Source organism: Emcibacter sp. (assembly GCF_963675455.1).
Taxonomy (GTDB): Bacteria; Pseudomonadota; Alphaproteobacteria; order Sphingomonadales; family Emcibacteraceae; genus Emcibacter.
Window position 1 is genome coordinate 3,061,861 of the sequence record NZ_OY776217.1, and the last position, 24,859, is coordinate 3,086,719.

The window sequence follows — 24,859 nt, forward strand, 5'->3', positions numbered from 1 at the left end:
TTCGTCGCCAATTTCCAACGGCTTATCGCAAACAGGTTTTGATTGTATAAAATCCCCTGTATCCCGGATGATGTGGAACATTTATAGACATCATCTAGGGACAGGGGATTGTCATGAACTGGACAGAAAAAAGTCTGAAGAACCCGGCCGTCGTCGCCGTTATCGTCGCCATCATATTCCTGTTTGGCGCCTTCAGTATCAGCAGACTTCCGGTTCAGCTTTTCCCCAACATCGAACAGCCTGAAGTTTCTATTTCGACGTACTGGCGGGCGGCCTCGCCCACAGAAGTTGAATCAGAAATCACAGAACCCCTTGAGAAGGTCCTGCAGGGGATCCCCGGCCTGGAGGAAATGAATGTCTATTCCAACCAGGACGGCGCCTGGGCAAATCTCAGATTCGGCATCACCACGAACATGGATCGGACCCTTCTGGACGTGATCAGCCGACTCAACCGGCTTCCCCCCCTGCCCGCAGACGCGGACCAGCCAATACTGCATATGGGCGGCGGCGGTGCGGACAGCGACCGGCTGATCTTCTATTTCGTACAGAAGCTTCCGGACAATCCCAACAGCGTCGAAGACTATATGCAATTCATCAACGACACCTTGATCCCCCGTATCGAGGCCCTTGAAGGCGTCTCGCGCGTCGATAATGAAACCAGCATGCCGGAAGAGGAAGTCCAGATCATTTTTGATCCCTTCAAGGCCGCCCAGTTGAATGTGCAGATTCCCCGCGTCGCCCAGCTTGCCGGCCAGTCCCGGGATGTTTCCGGCGGCGTCATTGAAGACGGGCGCCGACGTTATACCCTTCGCTTTCAGGGCCGCTATACACCGGAATATCTGAGCAACATGATTCTGGAGTGGCGCGACGGTACGCCTATCCGCCTGGGCGATATTGCCGATATCAAGGTACAGCGCGGCATGCTGACCGATGTGGGTGTCCAGAACGGCAACCCGGCCCTGTCTCTGAATATCTTCAAGGAAAGCGGCGCCAATACCCTTGCCACCATTGAGCGGGTCAATGCCCTGGCCGATGAACTGAACTCGACGATCCTGAAGGAAAAAGGCCTGATCATGCAGAAGTCCTTCGATCCTTCTGTCTTTATCAAGCGGGCCATCGGGTTGCTTAGCTCGAACCTGCTGATCGGCATCGCCTTTGCCGTCGGAATTCTCTGGTGGTTCCTGCGCCAGGTCCGGGCAACCTTTATTATTGCCACGACCATTCCGGTCTGCCTGCTGGCCACCTTTATTGTGTTACAGCTGACCGGACGCAGCCTGAATGTGATCTCGCTGGCCGGCCTCGCCTTTGCCACCGGCATGGTGCTTGATGCCGCCATTGTGGTTATGGAAAACATCTGTCGGCTCAGGGAAAAAGGCCTCAAGGACACCGACGCCTGTCAGGTAGGGTCCCAGCAGGTCTGGGGGGCTCTTCTGGCCTCAACCGCCACCACGGTCGCCATCTTCATTCCCGTCCTGTTCCTGGAGGACGTCGAAGGACAGCTTTTCGCTGACCTGGCCCTGACCATCGCCATCGCGGTGAGTTTTTCCCTGGTTGCGGCTGTGACCATCCTGCCCGTAGCCAACAAGAAATTCATGCACGGCAAAATGCCCGAGGATCGCAATATGGCGACCTGGAAACGTATGTCAGCCGGTATCATAAAAATTACCAATGCACCCCGGAAACGCTATGGCTGGATTTTCGGCCTGATCGGTATATCACTTCTCAGCAGCTACCTGCTGTTTCCGAAAATGGACTATCTTCCGCCGGTAAAACGTGACGCCGTCGACATGTTCCTGCAAATTCCGCCGGGGACATCGTCCGATGTCCTGAAGAATGAAATTGCCGCCACCATTGTGGAGCGCCTTGATCCCTATATGAAAGGGGAAAAGCAGCCTGCGCTCAGGAATTACTATCTGCTCACCTGGAACGGCGGCCAGGGCGCCACCATCGGTATTCGCGCCAAGGACCAGGGTATGGTCAAGGAACTTGAGCGTGTTGTTAAAGAAGAGATTACCATTGGACTTCCCGACGTTCAGGCCTTCGGCGGACAGGGTAACCTGTTTGGCGGTTTCGGCGGCAATGGCAGTGTCGAGATCCACATCCAGTCCTCCAACGAAACAGTCCTGGCTGAAGCCACGGAAAAAGTCACAGACCTTCTGAGAGAGGCCCTGCCTGAAGCCATGGTTCAGGCACAGCAAAGCGGTGAACAAACCCAGCCGTTGCTCAATATCACTCCCAATGACCGCCGCATCCAGGAAGCCGGATGGAGTCGTAATGATGTGGCCCGGGTTGTTCAGACCCTGGGCAACGGCCTTTATGTCGGTGAATATTTTGACGGCGAGAAACGGATGAACATCATCCTGAAAACCCTGCCCAACAACAGCGGGGAGGATCTTACCGCCATCCCGCTGGCCACCACCAGCGGCGGCATTATGCAGCTTGGCGAACTGGCCAATGTGGAAACAACGGTAGGACCGCAGTTCATCAAAAGAACTAACGGCCGCCGCACATCCACTATCAACCTTGTTCCGCCCCAGGGCATCGCCCTGCAGGAGGCTCTGGAAATTGTCCGGGAAAAAGTTGAGCCGGCAGCCCGGGAAATCCTCGGCGCTGAAGGCAGCATCATTTACGGCGGCAGCGCCAATCAGCTGAAAAAGGCCATCAGCAGCCTCGGCACCAACTTCCTGCTCGCTTTCGGCCTGCTGTTCCTGATCCTGGCCGCCCTGTTCAAATCACCGAGGGATGCAGCGCTGGTACTCATTTCCATCCCGCTGGCCACAGTCGGCGGTATCGCCGCCATCCGGCTGCTGAATCTGATCACCTTCCAGCCGCTTGACCTGCTGACCATGATAGGTTTCATCATCCTGCTCGGTCTGGTGGTCAATAACGCCATCCTGCTTGTGGTTCAGACCCGCAAGGCGGAAAGTGAAGGCAACGAGCGTTCAGAGGCCGTACAGCAGGCCCTGGAGCTGCGTATGCGACCGATCCTGATGAGCACCCTGACCAGCATCGTCGGCATGCTGCCGTTGCTGCTGTTCCCCGGCGAAGGAAGCGCCATTTACCGCGGCCTTGCGGCCAGCATTGTCGGCGGCATGACCGTCAGCACCATCTTTACCCTGCTGCTGATGCCAAGCCTGTTGCAGCTGGGAAAAAACACCACGCGTCCGCAGATTGTTGTCAGCAACCGGACATACGACAAAAAAGAAGACAAAATGATAGGAGTGGGAGAATGACCCTTTCAGCAATTCTGGGAACCGGATTAAGAAAAACAACCCGGATGAAAGGACAGTTAGGCCTGTATTTCCTGCTGGCCCTGCCTCTGGCCGGAGCGATAACGGCACAGGCCCAGGACATGCCAAAAGCCCGTGTCGTGGTCGGCGAGGTCGTGAACACTGAAATGTCCCCGACCCTGACCGTTCCCGGCAGCGTCATCAGCATGCATGATTCCCGGCTTGCTGCCGAAACCTCCGCCACCGTGGACTGGGTTGCCGAAGTGGGCACCCAGGTGGAAAAAGGCGAGCCTGTCGCCCGCCTCAATCCGCGCCTCTTATCTCTTGACCTGGCCAACCGGGAAGCGGAAATCAAAAGCACCGAGGCCCAGATCGAATTCCGGCGGAAGGAAGTTGCCCGCCTGGAAGAACTTCTGAAGAAAAGCACCATTTCCGAAGCCCGCTATGACGAGGCCTATTCCACCCTTGCGGTCCTCAAACAACAACTGGAGCAGGCAAAGGCGGAACGGGACCGCACGGAATATCTGCTGGAAAAAAGTGTGATCCGGGCCCCGGTTCCCGGCTGGGTGGTCGAACGCTTTATCTCTGTCGGGGAATATGTATCCGCCGGCAGCGAAGTCGTCCGTCTGGTCGATACAAAAGAGACGGAAATCAGCGCCCAGGCCCCGCTGAGCCTGGTTGACGGCCTGAATGCCGGGATGAAAATTACCGTCACCAATGGCGTCAACAGCATCACCACTCCGGTCCGGGCCATCATTCCGGTTGGCGACAATGTCAGCCGCATGGTTGAAATCCGGCTGGAAATACCTGAAAACTTGTGGATAATAGGATCTGCCGTCAGGGTGAACCTGCCGAAAGACCTGCCGCGCAAGGTGACAGCCATCCCCCGGGATGCCCTGATCATCCGTGCCGGCCGCAATTTTGTCTTTCGGGTCAATGACGAAGGTAAATCGGAAAATGTCGCTGTCAGCACCGGCGCCATTGCAGATAACCTGATTGAAGTCGAGGGCAGTCTGAAGGCAGGCGACAGGGTCATCGTCCGTGGTGGAGAAACCCTGAAAGCAGGCCAGGACGTGGAGATTATCTCCGGCAGCGACCTGTCCTGACATAAGATACAACAGGGGTTGCAGATCGTTTGAAAAATAAACTCAGGAACATCATCCAGTATAAGGAAAGTATTTTCTGGCTGCTGCAGATCACCGGCTGGATCGCCTTCTGTGCGATCCGGACCCTGAACGGTTATGCCCACGGCCGCGATCCGGAATATTTCTATGCCACCCTGTTCGGCACCCTCGGCGGTTTCATCGTCACCCTGGGCCTGCGCTATATCTACCAGAAACTGCGGCAGATCTCGCCGCCCCCGGTGACCATGCTGCTGTCGGTAACCACCGCGGTGGTGATCGGCTCGCTGATCTTTTCCACGGTCGAGGTCTGGACTTACGTTCAGACCTATGAGCCGGACTGGAACCCGCGCGGCTGGGAATTCCTCTCCAACGCCCTTTATGATGTGTTCGTGCTGCTGACCTGGACCGGTTTGTATTTTATTATCAACAACCAGATCGAGCTGCAGGAACAGCGGGAAAAATACCTCCAGGCCATGGCCCAGGCCCATCAGGCCCAGCTCAAGATGCTGCGCTATCAGCTGAACCCCCATTTCCTGTTCAATACACTGAACGCCATTTCCACCCTGGTGCTGGACAAACAGACCAAGCAAGCCAACAACATGTTGTCAAAGCTCAGTGCCTTCCTGCGCTTCAGCCTGGTCAGCCAGCCCATGCAGAAAATGACCGTGGACGAGGAACTTTATGCCCTCTGGCTCTATCTCGATATCGAAAAAGTGCGTTTCCAGGACCGGCTTGAACTGGATTTTGATGTCGATGAGGCCGCCAGAGTGGCCATGATCCCCAGCCTGCTGCTGCAGCCGCTGGTGGAAAACGCCATCAAATACGCCATTGCCCCGATGGAAAACGGCGGCAAGATCACGCTCCGGGCGACAGTGGAAGACAATAAACTGGTGATCATCCTGACCGACAACGGACCGGGTCTGGCGGCGCATCGGGAAGACAGGATTACCTCCAGCGGTGTCGGCATTGCCAACACCCGGGAGCGGCTGGAACAGCTGTATCCCGAAGATCATGAATTCAAAATCGGCCCCAACTCCCCCACGGGCCTGAAAATAACCATAAAAATACCCTATGAATCGAAGGAAGAGACATTGTCCGAGGTGGCAGAATGACAAAAAAAATAAGAACCCTGCTGGTTGATGACGAACCGCTGGCCCTCCGCGGCCTGCAGATCCGGCTTGAGGAATTTGACGATATCGAGATCATCGGCAACTGCTCCAACGGCCGGGAGGCGATCAAGGCGATTCGCACCGAAAAACCCGACCTTGTATTCCTTGATATCCAGATGCCGGGCTTTGACGGTTTTGCCGTGGTCAAGAGCCTGATCCGGGAGGAACTGCCGCTGATCATCTTTGTCACCGCCTATGACAATTACGCCATCCAGGCCTTTGAGTCCCATGCACTGGATTACCTGCTGAAACCAGTGGAGGAAGACCGCCTCGCCCAGAGCATCCAGCGGGTCCGCGAACAACTGTCCGACCGGATCGCCATTGAACAGAACGCAAGACTCGTCGACCTGATGCGGTCGATGCCGGAACCGCCGGAGGAGCTTTCTGAAATCATCAACAATACGGAGCTCACGCCCCATTCCCCTTATGAAAGCCACCTCAGCATCAAGGACCGGGGACAAATCACCCGGGTCGATGTCACCAGCATCGACTGGATTGATGCAGCCGGCGACTATATGTGCCTGCATGCGGACGGAAAGACCCATATCCTGCGCGAAACCATGAAGAATATGGTGAAACGCCTGAACCCGGAAATTTTCCAGCGGGTGCATCGTTCCACCATCATCAACATGACCAAGGTCAGGGAACTGCGGCCCACGTCAGGCGGGAAATATGAAGTGGTGCTGGAGGGCGGCGGCGAGCTGCAGGTCAGCCGCAACTACCGGGAGGTTCTGGCACGGTTCCTTTAACCCTCAATACTCCAGTACGATACTCGATTTTGCGGCTTTTTTCACCTCTTTCTCACTGAAGGGCAAGGGCTTGTAGCGGAAGCTTTCATAAAGCCCCATCTGGTCGTTGAAATGTTTATCTTCAGTGCCGTCGGGCGCGATGAATCCCGATTGCCCCGGAGCAACCACATCCTTTGAGGTAATGCCCTTGTCGGTCATCACCACCACATTGTTTTCGGACCCCCGGTTCATGTTGATATAGGCGGCCCTGGCGTGTTCCGGCGTGGTCTGGGGAATGCCGTAGAAGTTATAGGCCCGGAAGATCTGCTTCGCCACCGGCAGCAGCCAGTCATCCGCATTGCCGCCGAAGCGGTTACTGAGCGCACTCCGGGTTTCGGTCAGCGCCCTGCGGATCAGCATGTCTTTATCTTCGCCGTTGAAGAAATCATAGACCTGGGGCACGCCTGCCGCCTTCCCCTGCAGGGCGTTAAACAGCACCCGGGCGCCAGGCGAGACATTGACCGAGGCGGTCATCGGCTCGGTGGCATACCCCGGCGAGGCATAGAAATAGAAGAATTTCCCGCCCACATCATCCTTGAGGGTCTTCTCCAGCATGAGGGTCAGCCACTGGTGCATGATGGCGTTGGCGGGACTGTCGTAATAACCGTCCCGGTTTTTATCGGTCCATTGCTTGTCCCAGTCGGTGAGCAGCCTGACCAGGCGTTTTTCCGGCGCGTCATCGGGAAGTTCTGCCACCGCCCGTTCCAGATGAGGCAGGAAAAAACGCACATTCACATCGGCGAAGGATCCGGCTTCATTCACCTTCTCCACCTCCTTGACCGTCAGGCGGTCTTTCGCCTCCAGTTCCCGGCTGAGCGCATTGACCCGGTCGGCTTTGGTCCAGATGAAATACCAGGGATCGGCATTGTCCCAGTCGTCGGACGGCTTGTTGTTCCAGTTGACGATATAACCTGTGTCCGGATTATAGACCTGGGCATTGGTGGAAAAGGGCTTCATCCCCTGCCATTCCATGTCGCCGGTACCACTGGCCGGCAGGCGCGGGTCCTGGCCCGCGGGACGTTCCGGATAGTGGCCGCCGATGGCGTAACCGATGTTGCCGGCCTGATCGAGGAAGTACCAGTTGACCGACACGGCGCAGCGCGACGCCGCCTCCATAAAGCTGTCCCAGTCGGTCGCGGTATTTTCATCGACGAAGGCCATCAGGGTTTCGAGCTCCCGTCCCTCCCAAGTGCGTTTGCGGCTGTAGGCCACGCCATTTGCCTCATCCATCTGCTCAACGGCCCCGTGGACAGTGCTGAGCACTTCAATAGTCACTGGCGTACTGTCCTTGACTTTGATCACCTCCAGCCGCTTGTCCATGGATTTGTAGGCGCCGTTATAGTGATATTCGCGGGGGTTGGCGGGATTGAGCTTTTCCGCATAGATGTCGACCGTATCGCCCATGCCGGCGGTGCTGCCCCAGCTGATCTTGTCATTGCGGCCGAAAAACACTGCGGGCGAGGCAAAATAGGCGTTGCCGACCAGGTCATAGCCGGCGCCGTGCAGACCGACGTTATACACGTAAGACGGGGTGATCCAGCCGAACTGGGGGCCGTTGAGCAATACGCCGTTGACGCCCTTGGCCTTGTTTTTGCCGACCACCCAGATGTTGCTGGCGGAAGGATATCCGGCCGGGCCGCTAAGGCCCGAAGATGCCAGCTCCCGGGCCCGGTAGTCGGCGGCCTGTTCCTCTGTTCCGTGGAAATAACTGCCGTCTTTATCCAGGATCAGCTTCTGTTTTGTAGAACCCCCGAGCCCCGCCAAATGGGTCGGCATGTCCTGCCGTTCAGAAAATTTCCCGGCATTCCTGCCCGGCACCGTGGTCGGCGCCGTGGGATCATTGATCCAGTTGGTCTGGTTGAAAATCTGCCAGCCCGTCTCCTTGCCATGGCGGGCGATCAGGTCGTTGAGGTAAGCCAGGTTCTCAAGTTCCGTATTGAAATCGGAAAAGCGGTGGGCGATGGCGCCGACAAAGACCATGGCCACATCGACGGCAGTCCAGTGTGACGGCGTGAAGCCAAAATCACTGTATTCCCGGGGCAGGTATTTTCCCGGCGCTTTTTCGACCTCGGCAATCCAGGCATTCATGCCCGCCGCATAACCGTCGAGGATATCGCGCCGTTCCTTCGGCAGCGCCTCTACCTGGGCCCTGATGGAGCGCAGATCATAAGAGGACCGGATATTTTTATCAAAGGAGAGATAGTCCGGGCCCAGCACCTCCGCCACCGTGCCCATGGCTGAACGGCGGATCATTTCGATCTGGAACAGCCGGTCCTGGGCCACCGCATAGCCATAGCCGTAAAACAGGCCATAAGTCTTATCGGCATAGATATGCGGCACGCCATAGCCGTCGCGAATGATCTTTACCGAGCCCTGTTCCGCGCCAAAGGCTGAAGGAGAGACCAATGCGGCCAGCACTATAAATTGCAGTATCCTCAACGTAATTTTCATCGTCTTCTCCCTTTATATATTGTCTTCCTGCATGTCGGCTTGACCGGCCTCTTCCTCCAGGTCAGCGTCGTCAGAATTATTTTCAGGCTCCTGCATCCCGTTCTTTTTCAGATCAATGATGTGATCCGCTTTTGCAAGCTGTTCGACCAGGCGACGGGTACGGCTGAGTTGATCCAGGAATTCGTCCACTTCATCAATGGACAGATGTTTTTCGGCCGCCGCCCACAGCATTTCAGCTTTGGTGTCCTGATAAATTTCCTTGAACTCTGCCACCGCCGCCATCCTGACTTCCCTGTCCTGCGGGCCATCTTCATGACGGGCATAAGAGGTAACAAACCTCTCCGTCACGGACAGGAATGCCTGTAACTGAGTGCGGGTCTTCCCCTCCAGCAGACTGTCAGTGGAAATTACCAGGGCGCAGAGATTTGGCGCCATGCGCGCCACTTCTTCCAGATAACGGGTGGTCCTGATGGAAGACGGCAGATCCTCCGCCTGTTCCCGCGCCATGCTCTCCATGCGTAAATGTATGGCGAAATCGGTGATCGTCTTGCCAAGGCTATAAATGGCTTCGGATTGTTTTTCCACAAGCCGCTCGGTACCATTTCTGCTTTTAATAGCCAGAAGAGCAAGGTCACAGGAAAGGTCATAGAGCCGGTCCAGTTCCTTCCAGATGGCCGCCATGGCCAGTACTGGTGTTTTTGAAACCGTCTGGTCAAGAAACTGCGGACGGCTGATGGTTTCTTCCTGGGTCCTGAACATTTTCTCCAGCACCCTGGTCAGCCTGTTCACAAAAGGCGACAGCAACAGGACGCCGAGAATATTGAATGCCGTATGGAAAAAGGCCAAAAACGGTACCGGCTGGTCGGAAATGCCGATCAGATGACCGGCTTTGGCGACAAACCAGATCACCAGTGGCAGCATAACAAGCGCCAGCAATCCAGTCAGTACATTGAAGGCCACATGTCCGGCGGCCACCCTTTTCGCGTTAGGGGTGGCATTGAGAGCCGCCAGAACCGCTGTCGAGGTGGTACCTACATTGGCGCCGATGATGGCGGCGGCAGCCACATTCACCCCGACCACACCTTCGCCGGCAGCCGTCAGAATAATGGCGATCGCCGCACTGGAAGATTGGGTCAGCACCGTGATAACAAAACCGATCAAAACAAAGATCCAGGCCCCGCCCACATCCCGGGTGGTGAATATCCCGCTGCCGAAGGTGTCTGCCACACCGGAAAAGGAGGCCTTGAGGATGGAAAGCCCGAGGAAAAACAGGGCCAGCCCGATCATCGACTGGCCCAATCCCTGAATGCGCTTGGAACCGGACGTATAACGAATAAGGACACCCAGCGCGAGCATAGGCATGGACAGGGCCTCGATCTTGATGCCGAAACCGATAATGCTGACCAGCCAGCCGGTGATGGTGGTGCCCACATTGGAGCCGAAAATCACCCCGATCGCCTGACGCAGAGACAGGATACCGGCGTTGACAAAACCGATGGTCGCCACCGTTACCGCACTGGAAGACTGAACAAAGCCGGTGATCAGGGCACCGGTCAGGACAGCCCGGGTCACACTCGACGTCCAGTTCTGGAGAATGTTCTTCAGCGCGCTGCCGGCAAAGACCTTGAGACCGTCCGTCATCATGGCCATCGCCATCATGAACAGAGCCAGTCCCCCGGCGGCATTGAATAATATTTCCATGGTCATCCCTCACGGCATATCACAAATATTCGTCACGGAAAATCAGAATTCATGTCCAGAATACTGGCGCATCCACATTATTAACAGTAAACTGAGAAAGTTTCACAGCAACCGCCTTGACCGAAAATCATGGAAGGCAACTTATAACCATAGTAGATTTTTAGCTGCACCCCCCGTCAGAAATCAAACCAGTTCCCCGGGGGACATAATAAACGGGAGTGACCACTATGAAATCAAAACTGATTACCGGCCTGAGCCTCTTGGGACTTATTTTTATTTTTACCCTGCAAAATGCAACCATCGTAGATATCAAATTCCTGTTCTGGACCTTTTCCATGTCCAGGGCCTTGATGATATTTCTGGTACTGGCCGTTGGTGTTCTGCTGGGGCTTTTCCTGGCCTCAATGCTTATGGATGCCCGCGACGATGACGAAGACGATCTGGAAGAATAAAACAGCATGTTCTGCAAGACGTTCCAGTCCGTCTGAAAAACATCATTTCTGACAGCTGATCAGACCGCCAACGGCCATGACATGTTCCCAGCCGTCGGGCTTTCTCAAACGCAGGCTGCCGCGCGGGACAACGACGGAGTCAGCCATGCCGTCACGGATTTCCGGCTCCAGCAAAAGCTGCACCTCATACCCCTCGCCGGCAAAGATCTGACGAGTGAACTGGCCGTAAAATCCTTCGCCCTCGGCCGAGGTCCGTTCCAGTGACCGGGCTATGCCGTCAATGACCATGTCGCCGGCCATATTCTTGCTGACGGAATAAAAAACAAGCTCCCTTTGCGGCACCTTTGACCATAAGAACAGACCGCACTGGCCGGCCTCCATGGTCCGGGGCGGCAGGGTTGAGATGCCGGATTCAAAGACATAGGCCCGAAACGCCGGCGCCCTGTCACGCTTGCCCTTGTCTGATCCGGCGGTGGTGCAGCCGGTCAGCACAGACATTGCGATGAGCATCATGAGAACGCCGATTGATTTCCTGCCTGTTATTCTCACGATCCGAACCTTTCCTGATGATGCCAGACCCAGTTGTTGTTCCGTTTGCGAAAGCCCGCCTGTTGCAGCTTGTCGCGCACTTCCTGTAAACCGGTCCTGATGGAAATATCAGTATCCAGACGCATTTGCAACGGATCAAAGGTAAAGCTCACCTGACGCCGCTCTTCGCCGGCGCCGTCAGTTATGGCCATGACGATCCGTCCGTTGTTACAGGTCAGGGCACCGGTATTCTCCGGCACAGTCCACAGCCCCATGTTCGACAGGGGGGTCATCAGATCAGTGCGAAAGGCGCCCTCAATCATCTCACACCCCTGATCCGTCAACTCAAGCCGGTCGATGCTGAGATAAATACCGCCCTGAAAGCGGACCATTCCCGCCTGCCGTTCCAGAGTGACATCAAACGCCGCATCGGTCAGTTGCATGGTTCCGCCCAGGGACAGGGCAAGAGTGCCATCCCCCTTTACTTCATCCCCGACCAGGCGAAACTCCGTCACCGCCCTGCCGGTCAACAGACCTGAGGGAGAAAGTGAGACCGCAAGAGAACGAACTTCCTGCCCGGCAATCCGCGGATAGTGGAACTTTCCGTTCCAGACGGTGCCTTCCACCCGCTGATAGCCAAAGAAAGCGGGTTTGCCCATCATCATGGCCGTGCGCAACGGCATCAGGCTGATCAGGGCGCTAATAAAGACCAGCAAAACCGGCAGGCCAATTTTCAAATAGTCTCTCATGCCCCGCTCCTGCCAAGCGTCACCTGTGCGCGAACCGTTCCCTGGCCTTCATTCTTGTTCACGGCAATATTCTTCACCTGGATGCCGTAGCGCTGTCCGATCCGGGCCAGCCACTGGAACAGCAGACCGCCGTCGGCACTGTCGAACCACAGGGTCAAGGTATCCTTTTCCCCCGGCTGCAGGCGGGTTATGGCAAGGCCCATACTCCGTGCCGTCTGTCCGGCCGCCACACGCAGGGAAATCTCTTCATCTCCGGCCTGTTCTTGCGACTGCTCCGTCAGTACCGGCATCCGGGCCAGGCTCTGGCGCACGAAATCATAATCCCCGGCCGCGCGGATATAATTCCGTTTTTCATCCTGATGATAACCGGTAACAGGCGACCAGATCGCAAGCCAGCCGAAAACCAGCACGCCGAGGAATGCTGCCCCGACAACAAGTGCCCGCTCCCGGCGGGACAAATGCATAAACCACATCATGGGGTCACCTCCAGAGCAAAATCGCCGCTGACCCGGGTACCGTCCTGTCGTGCACCCTGGTCCTGCACCATCAGACTACCGGACATCAACTCCCGCTTAAATCCCTCCAGAAGCTCGAAACTTCCTGTCGACAATGTCACATAGAGTCGACCGTCATTGCTGCCATAGCGCATCTTGTCGAGCTGAACTTCGTTATTTTTTGCCAGCACATCAAACAGGCGACTGTTCAGCAGCATAAAGTTGTCTTCTCCCCCCTCTTCGGCCCCGGCGGTTCTTGACTTGAGCTGGGCCCGGATATTGACAATCCGGGTCACATCGGGAAAGGCCTGCTTGAACAGAATCTCGGCCTGGCTGTCCAGCACATCTGCTGCCTGTCGCCAGGCCCGGGCCTCCAGCCCCAGATGACCGAGGTAAAAGACAAATACCACAAGCGCCAGGACTGCCACCCGGGCAAGCGGTTTGAAATATTCCATAAGCGAGGCCTGGGTGTCATAAGGTCCCTGCAGCATATTGAGCAGCGCCCCGGAAACCGCGAACAGATCAAACAGGCCGCCTCGGTCGGCCACCGACGGAACCGGCATGTCGTCTGTTCCGGCAAAACCATTCTGGTCCAGTTCCCCCAGGGTATCCCGGTCCAATACAAAACCGTCGCCCTGCTCCTGCTGGAAATAGCGATGACCGTCTGTCTCGACAGAAGCGGGCTGACCGGTCGGCGCCAGAAGCTGGAAATCAACCGTCACCTCGTCCGGCCGGATATCCATTTCCTTCAGTTCCCCGAGCCAGCTTTCCATGTCGGCATGGGCCACCGCCAGCACAAGCCGTTTGCCGTCCTCCAGCTTTTTACTGACCAGATGGGTTTTGGCCACCGGAACCGCCAGATTGTCCTCCATCAGAAAGCCGACCGCAGCCCGGGCATTTTCCTCGGACGTGTCCGGCATGTCCAGAATCCGGGAAGAGACTTTTGTTCCCGGCAGAACCAGTCTGACAAGCAGGCTGCGGTTCTCATCCATTGCGGCCCGGCAGGCAATGCCGTCAGCCAGGGGCTGAGGCGTTTGTCCGGTCCCGGATGCCCGGCGCCAGTTGATCTTTCCGGCGGGATCAATGTAAAGGATTACCCCGATACTCACAGTGTTTCTCCAAATTGACGGGAGACAAGGCGCACATCGCCATTATTCTCCAGTTCAAGCACCGACGTCATGGTCAGGTAACGTTCATAATAGGACACTTCCGCCCTCAGTTCGAAATAGCGGGTGGTCAGGGATACCTGGTCCTGCACTTCCAGGTTCGGCGGCGTGTCGAGCAGCAGCGGGTCCGCCCAGAAGGCCTGAAGGCTGTCATAGCCGCCGTCGGGCCGCTTCTCGATCACCAGTTCCGCCTTGTTCAAATCCAGTTCCTCGCCCAGCATCATCACCAGCAGGGCGGCCTGTTCCGGTTTGAGGCTGTTGACATTGATCGGGCTCAGGTCTGCCGTCGGCAGCGCACAGACATAATCCCTGATCAGATAAAGTATTTCCGGCGTGTACCCCTCGATTTGGCGGAGCTCGCTGACATTGGCCAGAAGCGTGTTGGCGGTCCGGTAGGGTTGTTCCAGCCCCATATAGTGATAATCTTCCGCGCCCCAGGTCATGGGGGCGCTGTCGCTGTCGATCCAGTCAACCAGACGATTGGCAAGGATGACCGCATCCCCGGCCGCAATGCCGAGCGTTTTCAACAGGACAAGATATTGCTCACGACCGGTTTCCCGGATCATGAGGGTATAACCATTATGCCGTTTCACCACGCTGTTCAGGTTGAAACAATTGCCGCCGTCCCGGACCTGTCCGTGTATCAGTCCGCCGGCTGTCGGTACATTGAAGGAGGATACCCGGTCCAGCTGTTTGTCCGTGGTCTTGTCGGCCGACAGTTTGTGCAGGCTTTTCATCATACCGGCGGCATATTCCTCCAGCCCCAGGGCATACCATTCCGCCTGTTGCTGTTTTTCCATGGTGCCGGCGTGACGCACATTAAAGCGGAGCTGGTCCAGCATGCCGACCACCAGCGCGGATATGATCGCCACCAGCAGCAACACAGTGATCAGCGCCGCCCCGGTTTCCCGGTCATATTTCAGGGTCTGACGCATTCTCATGAGCTACGTCCCTGTGACGTCATGAAGATCTGTTTGAGGTGGCGTCCATCCAGGAACTCCACGTCAACGGAGACAAGCTGCGGCAGCTCCACATTCTCTCCGGTCCGGCTTTCCCAGACGTCGAACCACTGACCGTTCAGGTAAAAGGCCGTTTCCAGCCGTTTGATTCCAGACAACAGGACCCGTTCGGAGACATCCTCTTCTTTGGCCGGATCAACATGGGGGGACAGCTGGCGTATGAAATTACCGTCCCTGAGGACATAACTCACCCGCTGCAGTTCCGCCCGCCGCTGCATCTGACCGGGATTGATCCAGCCCCTGCGCACGAAACTCATGAAAGCATCCCGGCCTTCCGGCTGATATCCGGCAAAGACGTTCTGCAGGGCCCCGCCATAGGCATCCCGGGCCTGGCGCCGGGCGAGCTGCAGGAAATCGGACTTCATCAGGGAACGACTGACCTGAAGCTGCCTGAGATGAGCGGAACCTTCCTCCACCACATCCCTGCCGGATACAGCAGACGACAGGATCGCCACTCCCATGACGGAAAGCAGGGCAAAAATGGTCAGAGAAACCATAACCTCAACCAGGGTAAAACCGCGATCGTTACTCATTCGCGCCCCCTGTATCCGGTCAGCAGGGCAAGCTCCTGCCTGTTCTCCCGATCAAGCACCCGGACCCGGACCTCATATATTTTCGGATCCGGCGCCGGCCGGATCTGCACCTGCCAGTCAAAGTCAATGCCGTCCTGCTGTTCGCTGCCAGTCTGCACACCGGGACGGATTTCACCCTTTTTTGCAACAGTCAGGGCAAGCTGGTTTTCGGCGACAATACCCGCCAGTGTCCGCTGTTCGATCAGCGACAGATTGCGTATATTTTCCCCGCCCATCTTAACCAGCGCCAGGGCGGCGATACTGAAGACAAACAGGGCAACCATGATTTCCACCAGCGAAAATCCACTTTCGCCGTGCGTATCAGGGAGTTCGGGTGATAACGATCTCGCCATTTTCCTCTCCTGATACTTTAAATTTATGTTCCAATTCACTGATTTCAATGGAAAATGACAACTGGTCTCCCAACGGGTCAAACCACAGAGACGGCAATTTTTCCGACTGGTTACCAGCCAGGTCAACAGGCAGATTATCCCTGACAAGGCGGACCATGACCCCTTCCGGCCATTCATCTCCCGGTAAATCCATAGGGATCCAGCGGCCGCGGCGATAGGCCAGAAATTCATATCCTTCGGATGAAACACGTACGCCGGTCACCTGCCCGGCCAGAATGCTTTCTTCTGCTGCAAGCTGCAGGCGGGCCGCAAGTTTCTGCGTCCCTTTTTCAAGATCGGAGACCGGCGACGGCATATTCAGGACAACCACAGCGGCCATCAGCCCGATGATGACAATCACTACCATCAGCTCGACCAAAGTGAATCCTGCCTGCCTATTCTGCGTCACGCTATTTGCCCCGTTTCATGCTATTTCCAGTTTCCGATATCCTTGTCCAGGTCCTCACCGCCCAGACGGCCGTCCGCCCCCGTGGAGTAGATGTCATAATCGCCATGTTCGCCCGGCATCAGATACTGATACGGCATACCCCAGGGATCGTCGGGGAGTTCACGGATATAACCGCCCTTCTGATAACGTTCCGGCTGGCGCAGACCGCCGGGTTCGGTAACCAGCGCTTCAAGACCCTGCTCGGTAGTGGGGAAGGACAGATTGTCCTTGCGGTACATTTCCAGCGCCATCTGCAGGCGGCTGATGTCGGTTCTGGCCTTCTCCACCATGGCCTTGTCCTGGCTCGGCAGGACATTGATCACCACTACCGTGGCCAACAGGCCGATGATGACAATCACCACCATCAGTTCGACCAGGGTAAAACCGGATTCTTTAGTAACTTCCGGCTGCTGCGCCTTGTTTTCAGGATGTGCAGACATATCTCTTTCTCCGTAACTTAACCAAGCGCCATCGTGTTCAGCTGCAGGATCGGCAGCAGGATGGACAATACAATCAGGGCGACAACCGCCCCCATAACTATAATAATGCCGGGCTCCAGCAGGCTGAGGGCCGTGGCGATAAATGTCTCAAAATCACTTTCCAGATAGTCGGCGGACTTTTCCAGCATGTCGGGCAACTGGCCGCTTTTCTCACCGGCGCTGGCCATATAAATCACGATCCCCGGAAAAACACCGGAATTGCGCAGAGCCCGGGACAGGCTGGTGCCCTCGCTGATCTGGGTGACCATTTTTTCCACCGCCTCCCGCATCACCAGGTTCTGCATGGTATGACCGGCAGACCGCAGTCCCTCCATCACCGGCGATCCGCTGGCGATCAGCGTCGACAGGGTCCGGGCCAGCCGGGCCGCATAAAGTCCCCTGACCAGTTTGCCCAGCAATGGGAGCCTGAGCATCCAACCGTCGAAGCGGCGGCGGAACTTCTCTTCTTTTAAACTACGCAGGAAGAAAAACACTACAAGTGCCAGTCCTGCAAGGATAAAAACCCCATACTCGCGCATGCCGTCAGACAGGAAAATCATCGTTCTGGTCAGGAACGGCAGGGTCTGTCCCATACTCTCGAACTGACCGGCCACCTTGGGCACAATGAAGGTCATCAGGATAATCACCACCGTGACCGCCACCATCGCCAGCATGCAGGGATAGAGGGTTGCCGTCAGAATCTTGTTTCTCAGCTGCTGGGATTTTTCGAGATGATCGGCCAGCCGTTGCAGCACCTGTCCCATGGCGCCGGATACCTCCCCGGCGGCAACGAGGGAGCGGTAGAAACTGCTGAAGTCATCAGGGTAAAGAGCCAGAGCTTCGGAAAAACGACGGCCTTCCGTCACCCGGGACCGCACCGCCATCAGTTTTTTCGAAATCGACGGATTGTCGGTCTGCTCGGCAGTCATGGAAAGAGCTTCCTCAACCGGCGCCGCCGCATTGATCATGGTGGCCAGCTGGCGGGTTAGCATGGCCAGATCCTTCGCGCCGATTTTTTCGCGCCCCAGCCATTTAGTGAACGGGGAGTTTTCAGCTTTGCGATCCACCTGTTCAAGGCTGATCGGCATCATCTGCCGATCCTGCAGATCCTTTCGCGCCTGGCGGCTGCTGTCAGCAGACACCACACCTTTCTTTTTGCGCCCCTTGTGATCCAGGGCCACATATTCAAAGACCGCCATCAGCATCCTCCTGATGACGACAGACCCTGAGAACTTCCTCCAGAGAGGTCCCGCCGTCCCTCACCGCCTTGAGGCCGTTAATAAACAGGCTGCCGGCAGATCTGAAGGCTTCTGCTTCCATTTCCTGCTCGCTGGCGGAATTATAGATCATGCGGCGCAGGGTTTCGTTGATGACCACCAGTTCGTAAAGACCGATACGACCGGAATAACCGGTATGATGACATGCCTCACAGCCCACGGCTTCATAGACCTTCTCTCCCTCCGTCAGATGGCCTGAGGAGAGTTTCCGTTCCGCCGCGGCAATCGTCTTTTCCCGTTTGCATGACGGGCAAAGCCGGCGCACCAGACGCTGGGCCAGAATGCCTTTGATGGTGGACGACAGCAGGAACGGCTCCACCCCCATATCCCGCAGGCGGGTGATGGCGCCGATGGCGCTGTTGGTGTGAACGGTGGACAGAACCAGATGGCCGGTGAGTGAGGCCTGCACCGCCACCTCGACCGTTTCCGGATCGCGGATTTCCCCGACCATGACCACGTCCGGATCCTGGCGCAGAATAGCGCGCAGACCGGCAGCAAAGGTCATGCCGACCTTGGCATTGACCTGGGTCTGACCGATCCCGTCGAGGGCATATTCCACCGGATCCTCCACTGTCAGGATATTGCGGGTGGCGTTATTCAGGCGCGACAGCGATGCATAAAGGGTTGTGGTTTTACCCGATCCGGTGGGACCGGTGACCAGAATGACACCGTTTGGTTCCTCCAGCAGTGCTTCCATCCGGGCCTGAGTCTCAGACTCCATGCCCAGATCGGCCAGACCAATCTGAGCCTGGGACTTGTCCAACAGGCGCATTACGACCCGCTCTCCATGCTGGGACGGCAGGGTGGACACACGAACGTCAAGGGTCCGCTCCCCCAGCGACAGGGAAATGCGGCCGTCCTGGGGAATGCGTTTTTCGGCAATATCCAGCCGCGCCATCACCTTGATGCGGGACACCAGCAAAGAGGACAGACGCGCATTGAGGCTGAGAATCTCCTGCATCACCCCGTCCACCCGGGTGCGCACGGACAGGCGGCTTTCAAAGGGCTCCAGATGGATGTCGGAAGCCTTAAGCCGGACCGCCTGGGCAATCAGGCCGTTGATCAGCCGGATGATCGGCGCATCGTCAGTACTATCCAGAAGATCGGCTGTCTTGGGCATGCCTTCGATAAAACTGTCAAGACTGCTTTCCTCTTCCAGGCTGTCGGACAGATCCTCGGAAGCGAGGTCACCCATGGCATAGATATCCGACAGGTATTTTTCAAATTCCGTTCGCTCCAGCCGACGCAGAACGGCCGGCGTCGGCAAAACCCGGCGCGCTTCCAGAATATCCGCAAGTGCCGCATCGGGACGCAGGCCAAGGACAAGGCTGCCCTCCTCCGGGATCGCCAGAACGCCCTTTTCCCGAGCAAAACTGTAGGAAATGGGAGTCCGGATTATCTGTGCTTCCGCGCCGGACATCTCATTCACCTTCGGGCTTTTCCGGAGTCGCCCCGATCACCCGGTTCATCACACCGTCAAGGCCGATACCGCCGTAGGCATCCCTCATCAGCGGATCATCGCGGAAGAAATTGTATTTCTGGTTGGTGACCTTGCGCAGCTGGTTCTTGTCACGGATAATGGTCATGCGCAGGAAAATCATCAGATTGCGCTGTTCCATGGATTTGCCCTCACTCCTGAACGCCCGGCCGATAACGGGAATATCCATCAGCAACGGCACCCCGCTCATGGAAACCGCCTCATCCTGCTGGATCAGGCCACCGAGCACCATAATCTCCCCATCCTCCAGCATTACGGTGGTTTCCACCTCGCGCTTATTGGTGATCAGGTCGGTGGATTCACTGCTGATGGTACCGGCAACGCTGGACACTTCCTGGTGAATATGGGCAAGGATACCGTTTTCGCCGTTGATCTGCGGCCGGACGGTGAGTTTCACACCGATATCTTCCCGGTTTACGGTCCTAAAGGGATTTGAGTTATTGCTGCTCAGGGTTTCGCCGGTGGTGATGGGGATTTCCTGACCGCCGAGAATACGCGCTTCCTCGTTATCGATAGTGATGACCGACGGCGTCGACAGGATATTGGAGGTGATGTCCTCATCCAGGGCATTCAGGATAAAACCGAAGGTCGTGCCATTTGATTTACCAGCCAGACCGCCGGCAAAACCGTTGATGCCGAGGATTGAATCAATAGCCGTGCTCTGCAGAGCCGCCAAGGCATCGCTATCCTCACCAAGTTCATCAGCCGCCAGCAGGGCACCGGCCGAGGCCAGGATATTGGGTGTGCTGTTGGAATAGTTGGTGGTTACAAAAGGGACACCGGAGGTTTTACTGCCGGACAGGAAATACTGCAGGCCGAGTTCCTTGGCCGTGGTGTCCGATACCTCGACAATAATGCCCTCCACCATCACCTGGTCGCGGGGCACATCCAGCTGACGGATCACATCGCCCAGCGCCTTCTGCATTTCAGGGTCCGCGTTGATCACCAGAGAGTTGGTGGACGGATGCAGGGAAATGCTTGTTTTCCCCGGTCCCGCCGCACCCGCATTTTCCCCCTTGTTCTTTGCCAGGGACTGGCTGACCTCCTGCAACACCGGCAACAGGGTCTCACCGTCCGCATGATTCAGTTTCACCACCCGAAGAGCGCCCTTGGACTTGCGTTTGGCATCAAGCTGTTCAATCACCGGCAGAAGACCGTCAATGATGGTTTCTTCACCCTTGATCATCAAAGTGTCGCTGGCATCCACCGGGATGACCGTAAAGCCGCTGTAGAGCGCATTCTCGCCACTGCCTGAGCCTTTCAGCTGATCCAGTATTTCCGCCATTTCGCTGGGCGACGTATTGGCAAGCGACACCATGCGAACCACATCACGGGATTTATCCACCTCGGCCAATACGGTTTTCAGGCGCTGGATATTGGACGCGAAGTCCACAAGGATCAGGACATTGCCGGAACGATAGGGCAGCACCCTGCCGGATTTCCCAACCAGGGTTTTTAACATGTTGGACGCCGCCGTGGCATCGAGGTGGCGCAGCCTGATCACTTCAGTAATCATCTGGTCGGAGGCACTTTCGGGAGAAGCCAGCATCTGCCCCTCTACCGCTGCCTGGTCCTCGGGTACAATTTTATAGGCGCCGCCCGGCGTCGGCAGAACGGCAAGGCCATGCACCTTCAGGGTCGACAGGAAAGTTTCCAGCACCGCGGATCTTTCCACCGGCTCCTGCGAGATAATGGTGACCTTCCCCGACACCCGCGGATCAATGATAAAGGACCGCCCGGTCAAAAGGGAAATATCCTCGGTCACGGCCTTGATATCGGCCTGCCGGTAGTTCAGAAGCGCCGGCTCGTTTGTCTGTGCCGTTGCCGGTAGCGTTACTGCCGACGACAAGAACGCCAGAATGAATGTGAGCCTGTTGAAATGTTTCCTCATGTCCCTGCCCGAACCTTTTTTTGTCCTGATTTCATTGTTTGTTATTTCGCCTTGTCCTGAGCTGCTTCCGTCGGTCCAAGCTGCCCGGTGCCCTGCTGACCGGGAAAAGTCAGGACTTCCAGCACACCAGCGCGTTCGATGGCAACCCGGTCCTGAAGCACACGATTGAGCACCACGCCGTTGAAAATTTCATCCCCCACCCGGAAAGCGCCCTGTTGTTTGTCGGGTGTGCGGATAATCGCCACCCCTTTGCCGTCCGGGCTGAATCTGATACCGAAAAGTTCAAGGTCGAGGTTGGTTTCCCGGGCGTCGGCCAGCACCGTATCCTCGACAATTTCTGATTTCTGGTCGCGGTAGAATGGATTGACTGTGGCAAAAACCGTCCAGTCGGTCACAGCCCCGCTTTTCATTCTGGTGGGCACTGCAATCGAGCCGGTTTCCGCAACCGGCAGTTTCGGGGAAATAAAATCCCAGAACAAAAGCGCCATGACATAGAGTGTCAGGGCGGCGAGAGATATTTCCAGAACCAGAACAAGGTAACGCAATAACGTTCTGTCCCGCGATTCTGCCCTTCCGCCCCGGAGCGGAAAGTGTGCGAACGCTTCCCGAAAGAAGGCCAGCTTTTCAGTGGAATTTAAATTTATTACAGCCACGCGACAACCCAGTAAAAATTTCCAAGAGTCAACTTCTGGAACCTATGTATTACAATGATGTGACTGTTTTGTTACATATAGATTGTTTTGTTGCCTATAGACAAAGGGCATCCACTATAGTGGATGCCCTTTGAAATTTTGTTCTGTCAGGAGCCTTAGAACTTCTGGCTCACCCCGATGGAGAATGTAGTGCCGATGTTATATTGTTCGGCAACCAATCCAGCCTGAATAATTTCAAAATCTTCATCCAAGATATTGGAAACTTTGAAGCTCAGTTCCATCTCACCACCTGCGACTTGGATATCCCGCTTGTAAACAAGATCTAAAAAGAGGGTCGCATCCTCGACAAGATCCGGAAGGCTAGATGTCCCGACACTGGCAATACGCTCACCAGTGTAGTTCAAGAGGACTGTGAAGCGATCATCTTCACCGTCCCAGCCAATCTGGAGGTTTCCGAGCCACTCTGACTGGCCCTGCATCGGACGAATCGCATTGGTCGCTCTTCCCAGGTTTTCTTCAGCAATGGTCACTTCAGAATTTATATAGGTCCCATTTGCCTTCACATAGAACATACGGTTTTGCCAGAATTCACCTTCAAAGGTCTCGTCGAGCGGAATATTGATGTTGGCCTCGACTTCAACACCATAAAGCTCACCGGATTCGGCATTTTCCCAGCTCAGGTTTTTGGTGCCGTCACCAATGATCGTTACGGTTTCTTCAATCGGATCCTTGAAGTCCTTGTAGAAAGCACCGATTGTAAGAGATTCATCCTCGCCGAAATACCATTCAAAACGGGCATCCAGGTTGGTCACTTTTGCGGTCTCCAGCTCTGGATTACCGGTATAGGAACGATTAAACTCATCATAGTAGGTGACAGGTGCCAATTCTCTCAGATCAGGCCGGGACAGGGTCTGGGAAGCAGCAAAACGAAGCTGCATGTTTTCCGCAAAAGTCCAGGTCAGAGTCGCTGCGGGCAGGAACCTCTGGCTTGCCGGCTCAACAGTCACTTGTTCTAAAGTGTCAAGATCAACAATTGTCGTGATTGTCTGATCTGTATCTTCAAAACGACCACCAATGGCCAGCCGGATATCCTCGGAAATCTGGGCATCTGCCTTGATATAACCGGCCAGGATTTCTTCACTACCTTCAAAGAAGTCACTAGCGAGAAGGTTAGATTTCAACACAAATCCGTCGGGATTGATGTTGAATGACCCGAATACGATCTCGGGCACCAGTTCTCTGAGCTCGATGCTGGCACCTGTTGACGGGAAGCCGAAACGATATCTGTAATATGAAGACTCTCGTTCCTTCTTGTAATACATACCACCAGCAGAAAGATCGACCATGATATCACCGAATTCAACCGGTTGTTTCAGGTCAAACCCATATTCATTGATGGTGTCATCCAGTTCACCCCAGAAAATCCCGTTACCAAGCTGAATACTCTCCCGAGGGGACAGCAGGAACGTATCGAGGTTTTCAAAAAATTGATAGGTGGACTGTTTACGCATCGGAACATCACGACTGGCAGTTGCATAAACTGCGCGCCAGTTAAATTGCGTTTCACCGGCATCATTCAGGTCAAAGAAATGTTCACCAGACAACTGGTTAGACCATACCTGGCGTTCGACCCACTCAAGCTGTGTCGTTGAGTATATTTTACCCGTATCAGCGGCAAACTCACCGCCAAGGGTAGTAGTCGAACGAGACGACGTCCTCAGCAGTAATGAAGTCAACTGGATGTTGTTATTGCCGTTGAATTCATAGCCAATATTCAGGATACCGTTCAGATCAACTTCGAAAGTTGTACTTTCCAGACCACAATCCTCAGAAGCTGCGCCGAATTCTGCACAGACTTCAGGCTCAATTCTGTCGTTGGGGGCAGCACCTTCTGACGTATTGATATACTCATTGAAAACACCTGTTTTGTTTCGGTACTCATTGTCATAGGAAACAGAGAGGAGAATACCCAGGCTACTGTCGTCAAAATCGATGCGCTTGCCCATGGTGCCTTCCAGGCCGAAGTCCGGCATATTTTCCTGGAAATCAGCTGACCAGACATTGGCAATAGCCTCACCGGCGGCTTCCAGTTCCGCGTCTGACATATTTGCCAGGAAGGGATCAGCCTTAATGGCATCCGGCATATCGCGAAGACCATCATCAAAACCGAGCCAGTCAGTGTCGGAATGGTCGTAGCTCAGGCCATCTTCAAATGTTGAGACAGTATTGTAGGCTGTGGAAATACCGATTTCGAAGAAATCTTCGTCAGGCACCGCCTTTGTACGCATCTCGATAAGACCGCCACCAAAGTGACCCGGAAATTCCGGCGAAAACGTCTTCTGGACAAGAACGCCGTCCAGAACGTTCACTGGAAAGATATCCAGGGGAACAACCCGGCGAAGTGGATCGGGACTGGGTAGATTTGCGCCGTCAAGCAGGGCGTTGGAATAGCGATCGCCAAGACCACGGACGATAACAACTCCATCTTCAGCGACACTGAGGCCTGTGAGACGCTTCAATGACCCTGCGATATCGCTGTCACCGAGACGGGAAAAATCAGCAGCATCAAGAATGTTGGAAATTTCAGAGGTAGACCGTTTTTCATCAGGAATATACTGACCCATGACGGTCACTTCCTCAATATCCTGATCAGGATTGGCCTGCTCTGCCTGCTGGGCGTAAACCCCTGCCGGCACCAGTATCATCGTACTGGCCAGAAGGGCTCCCTTCAATTTTTTAGAATAGATTTTCATATCAAGCACCATGTGTGATTTTTTT

Annotated in this window: 21 protein-coding genes; 5 read left to right on the forward strand and 16 right to left on the reverse strand. The window is 55.6% G+C overall.

The features are described from left to right. Nucleotides 1–113: 113 nt before the first annotated feature. From ACORNT_RS14300 to ACORNT_RS14315, 4 genes are read left to right on the forward strand one after another with little or no spacing between them, the layout of a single operon-like run. Entirely contained in the window at nt 114–3,233 is a 3,120-nt protein-coding gene (locus ACORNT_RS14300; RefSeq protein WP_321392210.1) for an efflux RND transporter permease subunit, read from the forward strand. After that, nucleotides 3,230–4,336: an efflux RND transporter periplasmic adaptor subunit gene (locus ACORNT_RS14305; protein WP_321392213.1), complete on the forward strand. Its 1,107-nt coding sequence runs from the start codon at nt 3,230–3,232 to the stop codon at nt 4,334–4,336. The genes ACORNT_RS14300 and ACORNT_RS14305 overlap by 4 nt, the downstream gene beginning before the upstream one ends. Before the next feature lie 29 nt (nt 4,337–4,365). Further along, nucleotides 4,366–5,466 (forward strand): sensor histidine kinase, encoded by a 1,101-nt coding sequence (locus ACORNT_RS14310; protein WP_321392215.1) that lies wholly within the window; start codon nt 4,366–4,368, stop codon nt 5,464–5,466. After that, the gene (locus ACORNT_RS14315; RefSeq protein ID WP_321392218.1) at nt 5,463–6,272 is read left to right on the forward strand and encodes a LytR/AlgR family response regulator transcription factor; all 810 of its coding nucleotides are present in this window, start codon (nt 5,463–5,465) and stop codon (nt 6,270–6,272) included. Before ACORNT_RS14310 ends, ACORNT_RS14315 begins: the two co-directional genes overlap by 4 nt. Before the next feature lie 3 nt (nt 6,273–6,275). On the opposite strand, the gene ACORNT_RS14320 is transcribed toward ACORNT_RS14315, so the two are convergent. Continuing rightward, nucleotides 6,276–8,762, reverse strand: coding sequence for a penicillin acylase family protein (locus tag ACORNT_RS14320; RefSeq protein WP_321392221.1), 2,487 nt, complete (start codon nt 8,760–8,762; stop codon nt 6,276–6,278). A gap of 12 nt (nt 8,763–8,774) precedes the next feature. After that, the gene (locus ACORNT_RS14325) at nt 8,775–10,463 is read right to left on the reverse strand and encodes a Na/Pi symporter (protein WP_321392224.1); all 1,689 of its coding nucleotides are present in this window, start codon (nt 10,461–10,463) and stop codon (nt 8,775–8,777) included. 227 nt (nt 10,464–10,690) lie between these two features. Here ACORNT_RS14325 and ACORNT_RS14330 point away from each other — a divergent pair, with 227 nt between their 5' ends. Continuing rightward, entirely contained in the window at nt 10,691–10,915 is a 225-nt protein-coding gene (locus ACORNT_RS14330; RefSeq protein ID WP_321392227.1) for a LapA family protein, read from the forward strand. 42 nt (nt 10,916–10,957) lie between these two features. Here ACORNT_RS14330 and ACORNT_RS14335 read toward each other — a convergent pair whose 3' ends face one another. The 14 genes from ACORNT_RS14335 to ACORNT_RS14400 all read right to left on the reverse strand — a co-directional run bounded on the left by ACORNT_RS14335 (nt 10,958) and on the right by ACORNT_RS14400 (nt 24,834). After that, nucleotides 10,958–11,428: a hypothetical protein gene (locus tag ACORNT_RS14335; protein WP_321392230.1), complete on the reverse strand. Its 471-nt coding sequence runs from the start codon at nt 11,426–11,428 to the stop codon at nt 10,958–10,960. A 32-nt stretch (nt 11,429–11,460) separates the two neighbouring features. Then, nucleotides 11,461–12,192, reverse strand: a complete 732-nt coding sequence (gspN, locus tag ACORNT_RS14340) for a type II secretion system protein N (protein WP_321392233.1) — start codon at nt 12,190–12,192, stop codon at nt 11,461–11,463. Beyond that, the gene (gene gspM / locus ACORNT_RS14345; protein ID WP_321392236.1) at nt 12,189–12,668 is read right to left on the reverse strand and encodes a type II secretion system protein GspM; all 480 of its coding nucleotides are present in this window, start codon (nt 12,666–12,668) and stop codon (nt 12,189–12,191) included. Before gspM ends, gspN begins: the two co-directional genes overlap by 4 nt. After that, a complete protein-coding gene (gene gspL, locus ACORNT_RS14350; protein WP_321392239.1) occupies nt 12,665–13,795 on the reverse strand; it encodes a type II secretion system protein GspL in 1,131 nt (376 codons plus the stop codon). The genes gspM and gspL overlap by 4 nt, the downstream gene beginning before the upstream one ends. Continuing rightward, entirely contained in the window at nt 13,792–14,793 is a 1,002-nt protein-coding gene (gspK, locus tag ACORNT_RS14355) for a type II secretion system minor pseudopilin GspK (protein WP_321392242.1), read from the reverse strand. The genes gspL and gspK overlap by 4 nt, the downstream gene beginning before the upstream one ends. Further along, complete coding sequence (gene gspJ / locus ACORNT_RS14360; RefSeq protein WP_321392245.1) at nt 14,790–15,404, reverse strand: type II secretion system minor pseudopilin GspJ; 615 nt, start codon at nt 15,402–15,404, stop codon at nt 14,790–14,792. The genes gspK and gspJ overlap by 4 nt, the downstream gene beginning before the upstream one ends. Further along, the gene (gene gspI / locus ACORNT_RS14365; protein ID WP_321392249.1) at nt 15,401–15,796 is read right to left on the reverse strand and encodes a type II secretion system minor pseudopilin GspI; all 396 of its coding nucleotides are present in this window, start codon (nt 15,794–15,796) and stop codon (nt 15,401–15,403) included. Before gspI ends, gspJ begins: the two co-directional genes overlap by 4 nt. Next, complete coding sequence (gene gspH, locus ACORNT_RS14370; RefSeq protein WP_321392252.1) at nt 15,765–16,244, reverse strand: type II secretion system minor pseudopilin GspH; 480 nt, start codon at nt 16,242–16,244, stop codon at nt 15,765–15,767. Before gspH ends, gspI begins: the two co-directional genes overlap by 32 nt. Before the next feature lie 20 nt (nt 16,245–16,264). Continuing rightward, nucleotides 16,265–16,723: a type II secretion system major pseudopilin GspG gene (gene gspG / locus ACORNT_RS14375; RefSeq protein WP_321392255.1), complete on the reverse strand. Its 459-nt coding sequence runs from the start codon at nt 16,721–16,723 to the stop codon at nt 16,265–16,267. Between the two features lie 17 nt (nt 16,724–16,740). Further along, nucleotides 16,741–17,961, reverse strand: a complete 1,221-nt coding sequence (gspF, locus tag ACORNT_RS14380; RefSeq protein WP_321392258.1) for a type II secretion system inner membrane protein GspF — start codon at nt 17,959–17,961, stop codon at nt 16,741–16,743. Then, nucleotides 17,948–19,459, reverse strand: coding sequence for a type II secretion system ATPase GspE (gspE, locus tag ACORNT_RS14385; protein ID WP_321392261.1), 1,512 nt, complete (start codon nt 19,457–19,459; stop codon nt 17,948–17,950). The genes gspF and gspE overlap by 14 nt, the downstream gene beginning before the upstream one ends. 1 nt (nt 19,460) lies before the next feature. Continuing rightward, on the reverse strand, nt 19,461–21,428 hold the full coding sequence (gene gspD / locus ACORNT_RS14390) for a type II secretion system secretin GspD (protein WP_321392264.1): 1,968 nt from the start codon (nt 21,426–21,428) through the stop codon (nt 19,461–19,463). Between the two features lie 41 nt (nt 21,429–21,469). Then, nucleotides 21,470–21,973, reverse strand: coding sequence for a type II secretion system protein N (locus ACORNT_RS14395; RefSeq protein ID WP_321392267.1), 504 nt, complete (start codon nt 21,971–21,973; stop codon nt 21,470–21,472). Between the two features lie 263 nt (nt 21,974–22,236). Beyond that, nucleotides 22,237–24,834: a TonB-dependent receptor domain-containing protein gene (locus ACORNT_RS14400; protein WP_321392270.1), complete on the reverse strand. Its 2,598-nt coding sequence runs from the start codon at nt 24,832–24,834 to the stop codon at nt 22,237–22,239. Nucleotides 24,835–24,859: the final 25 nt, after the last annotated feature.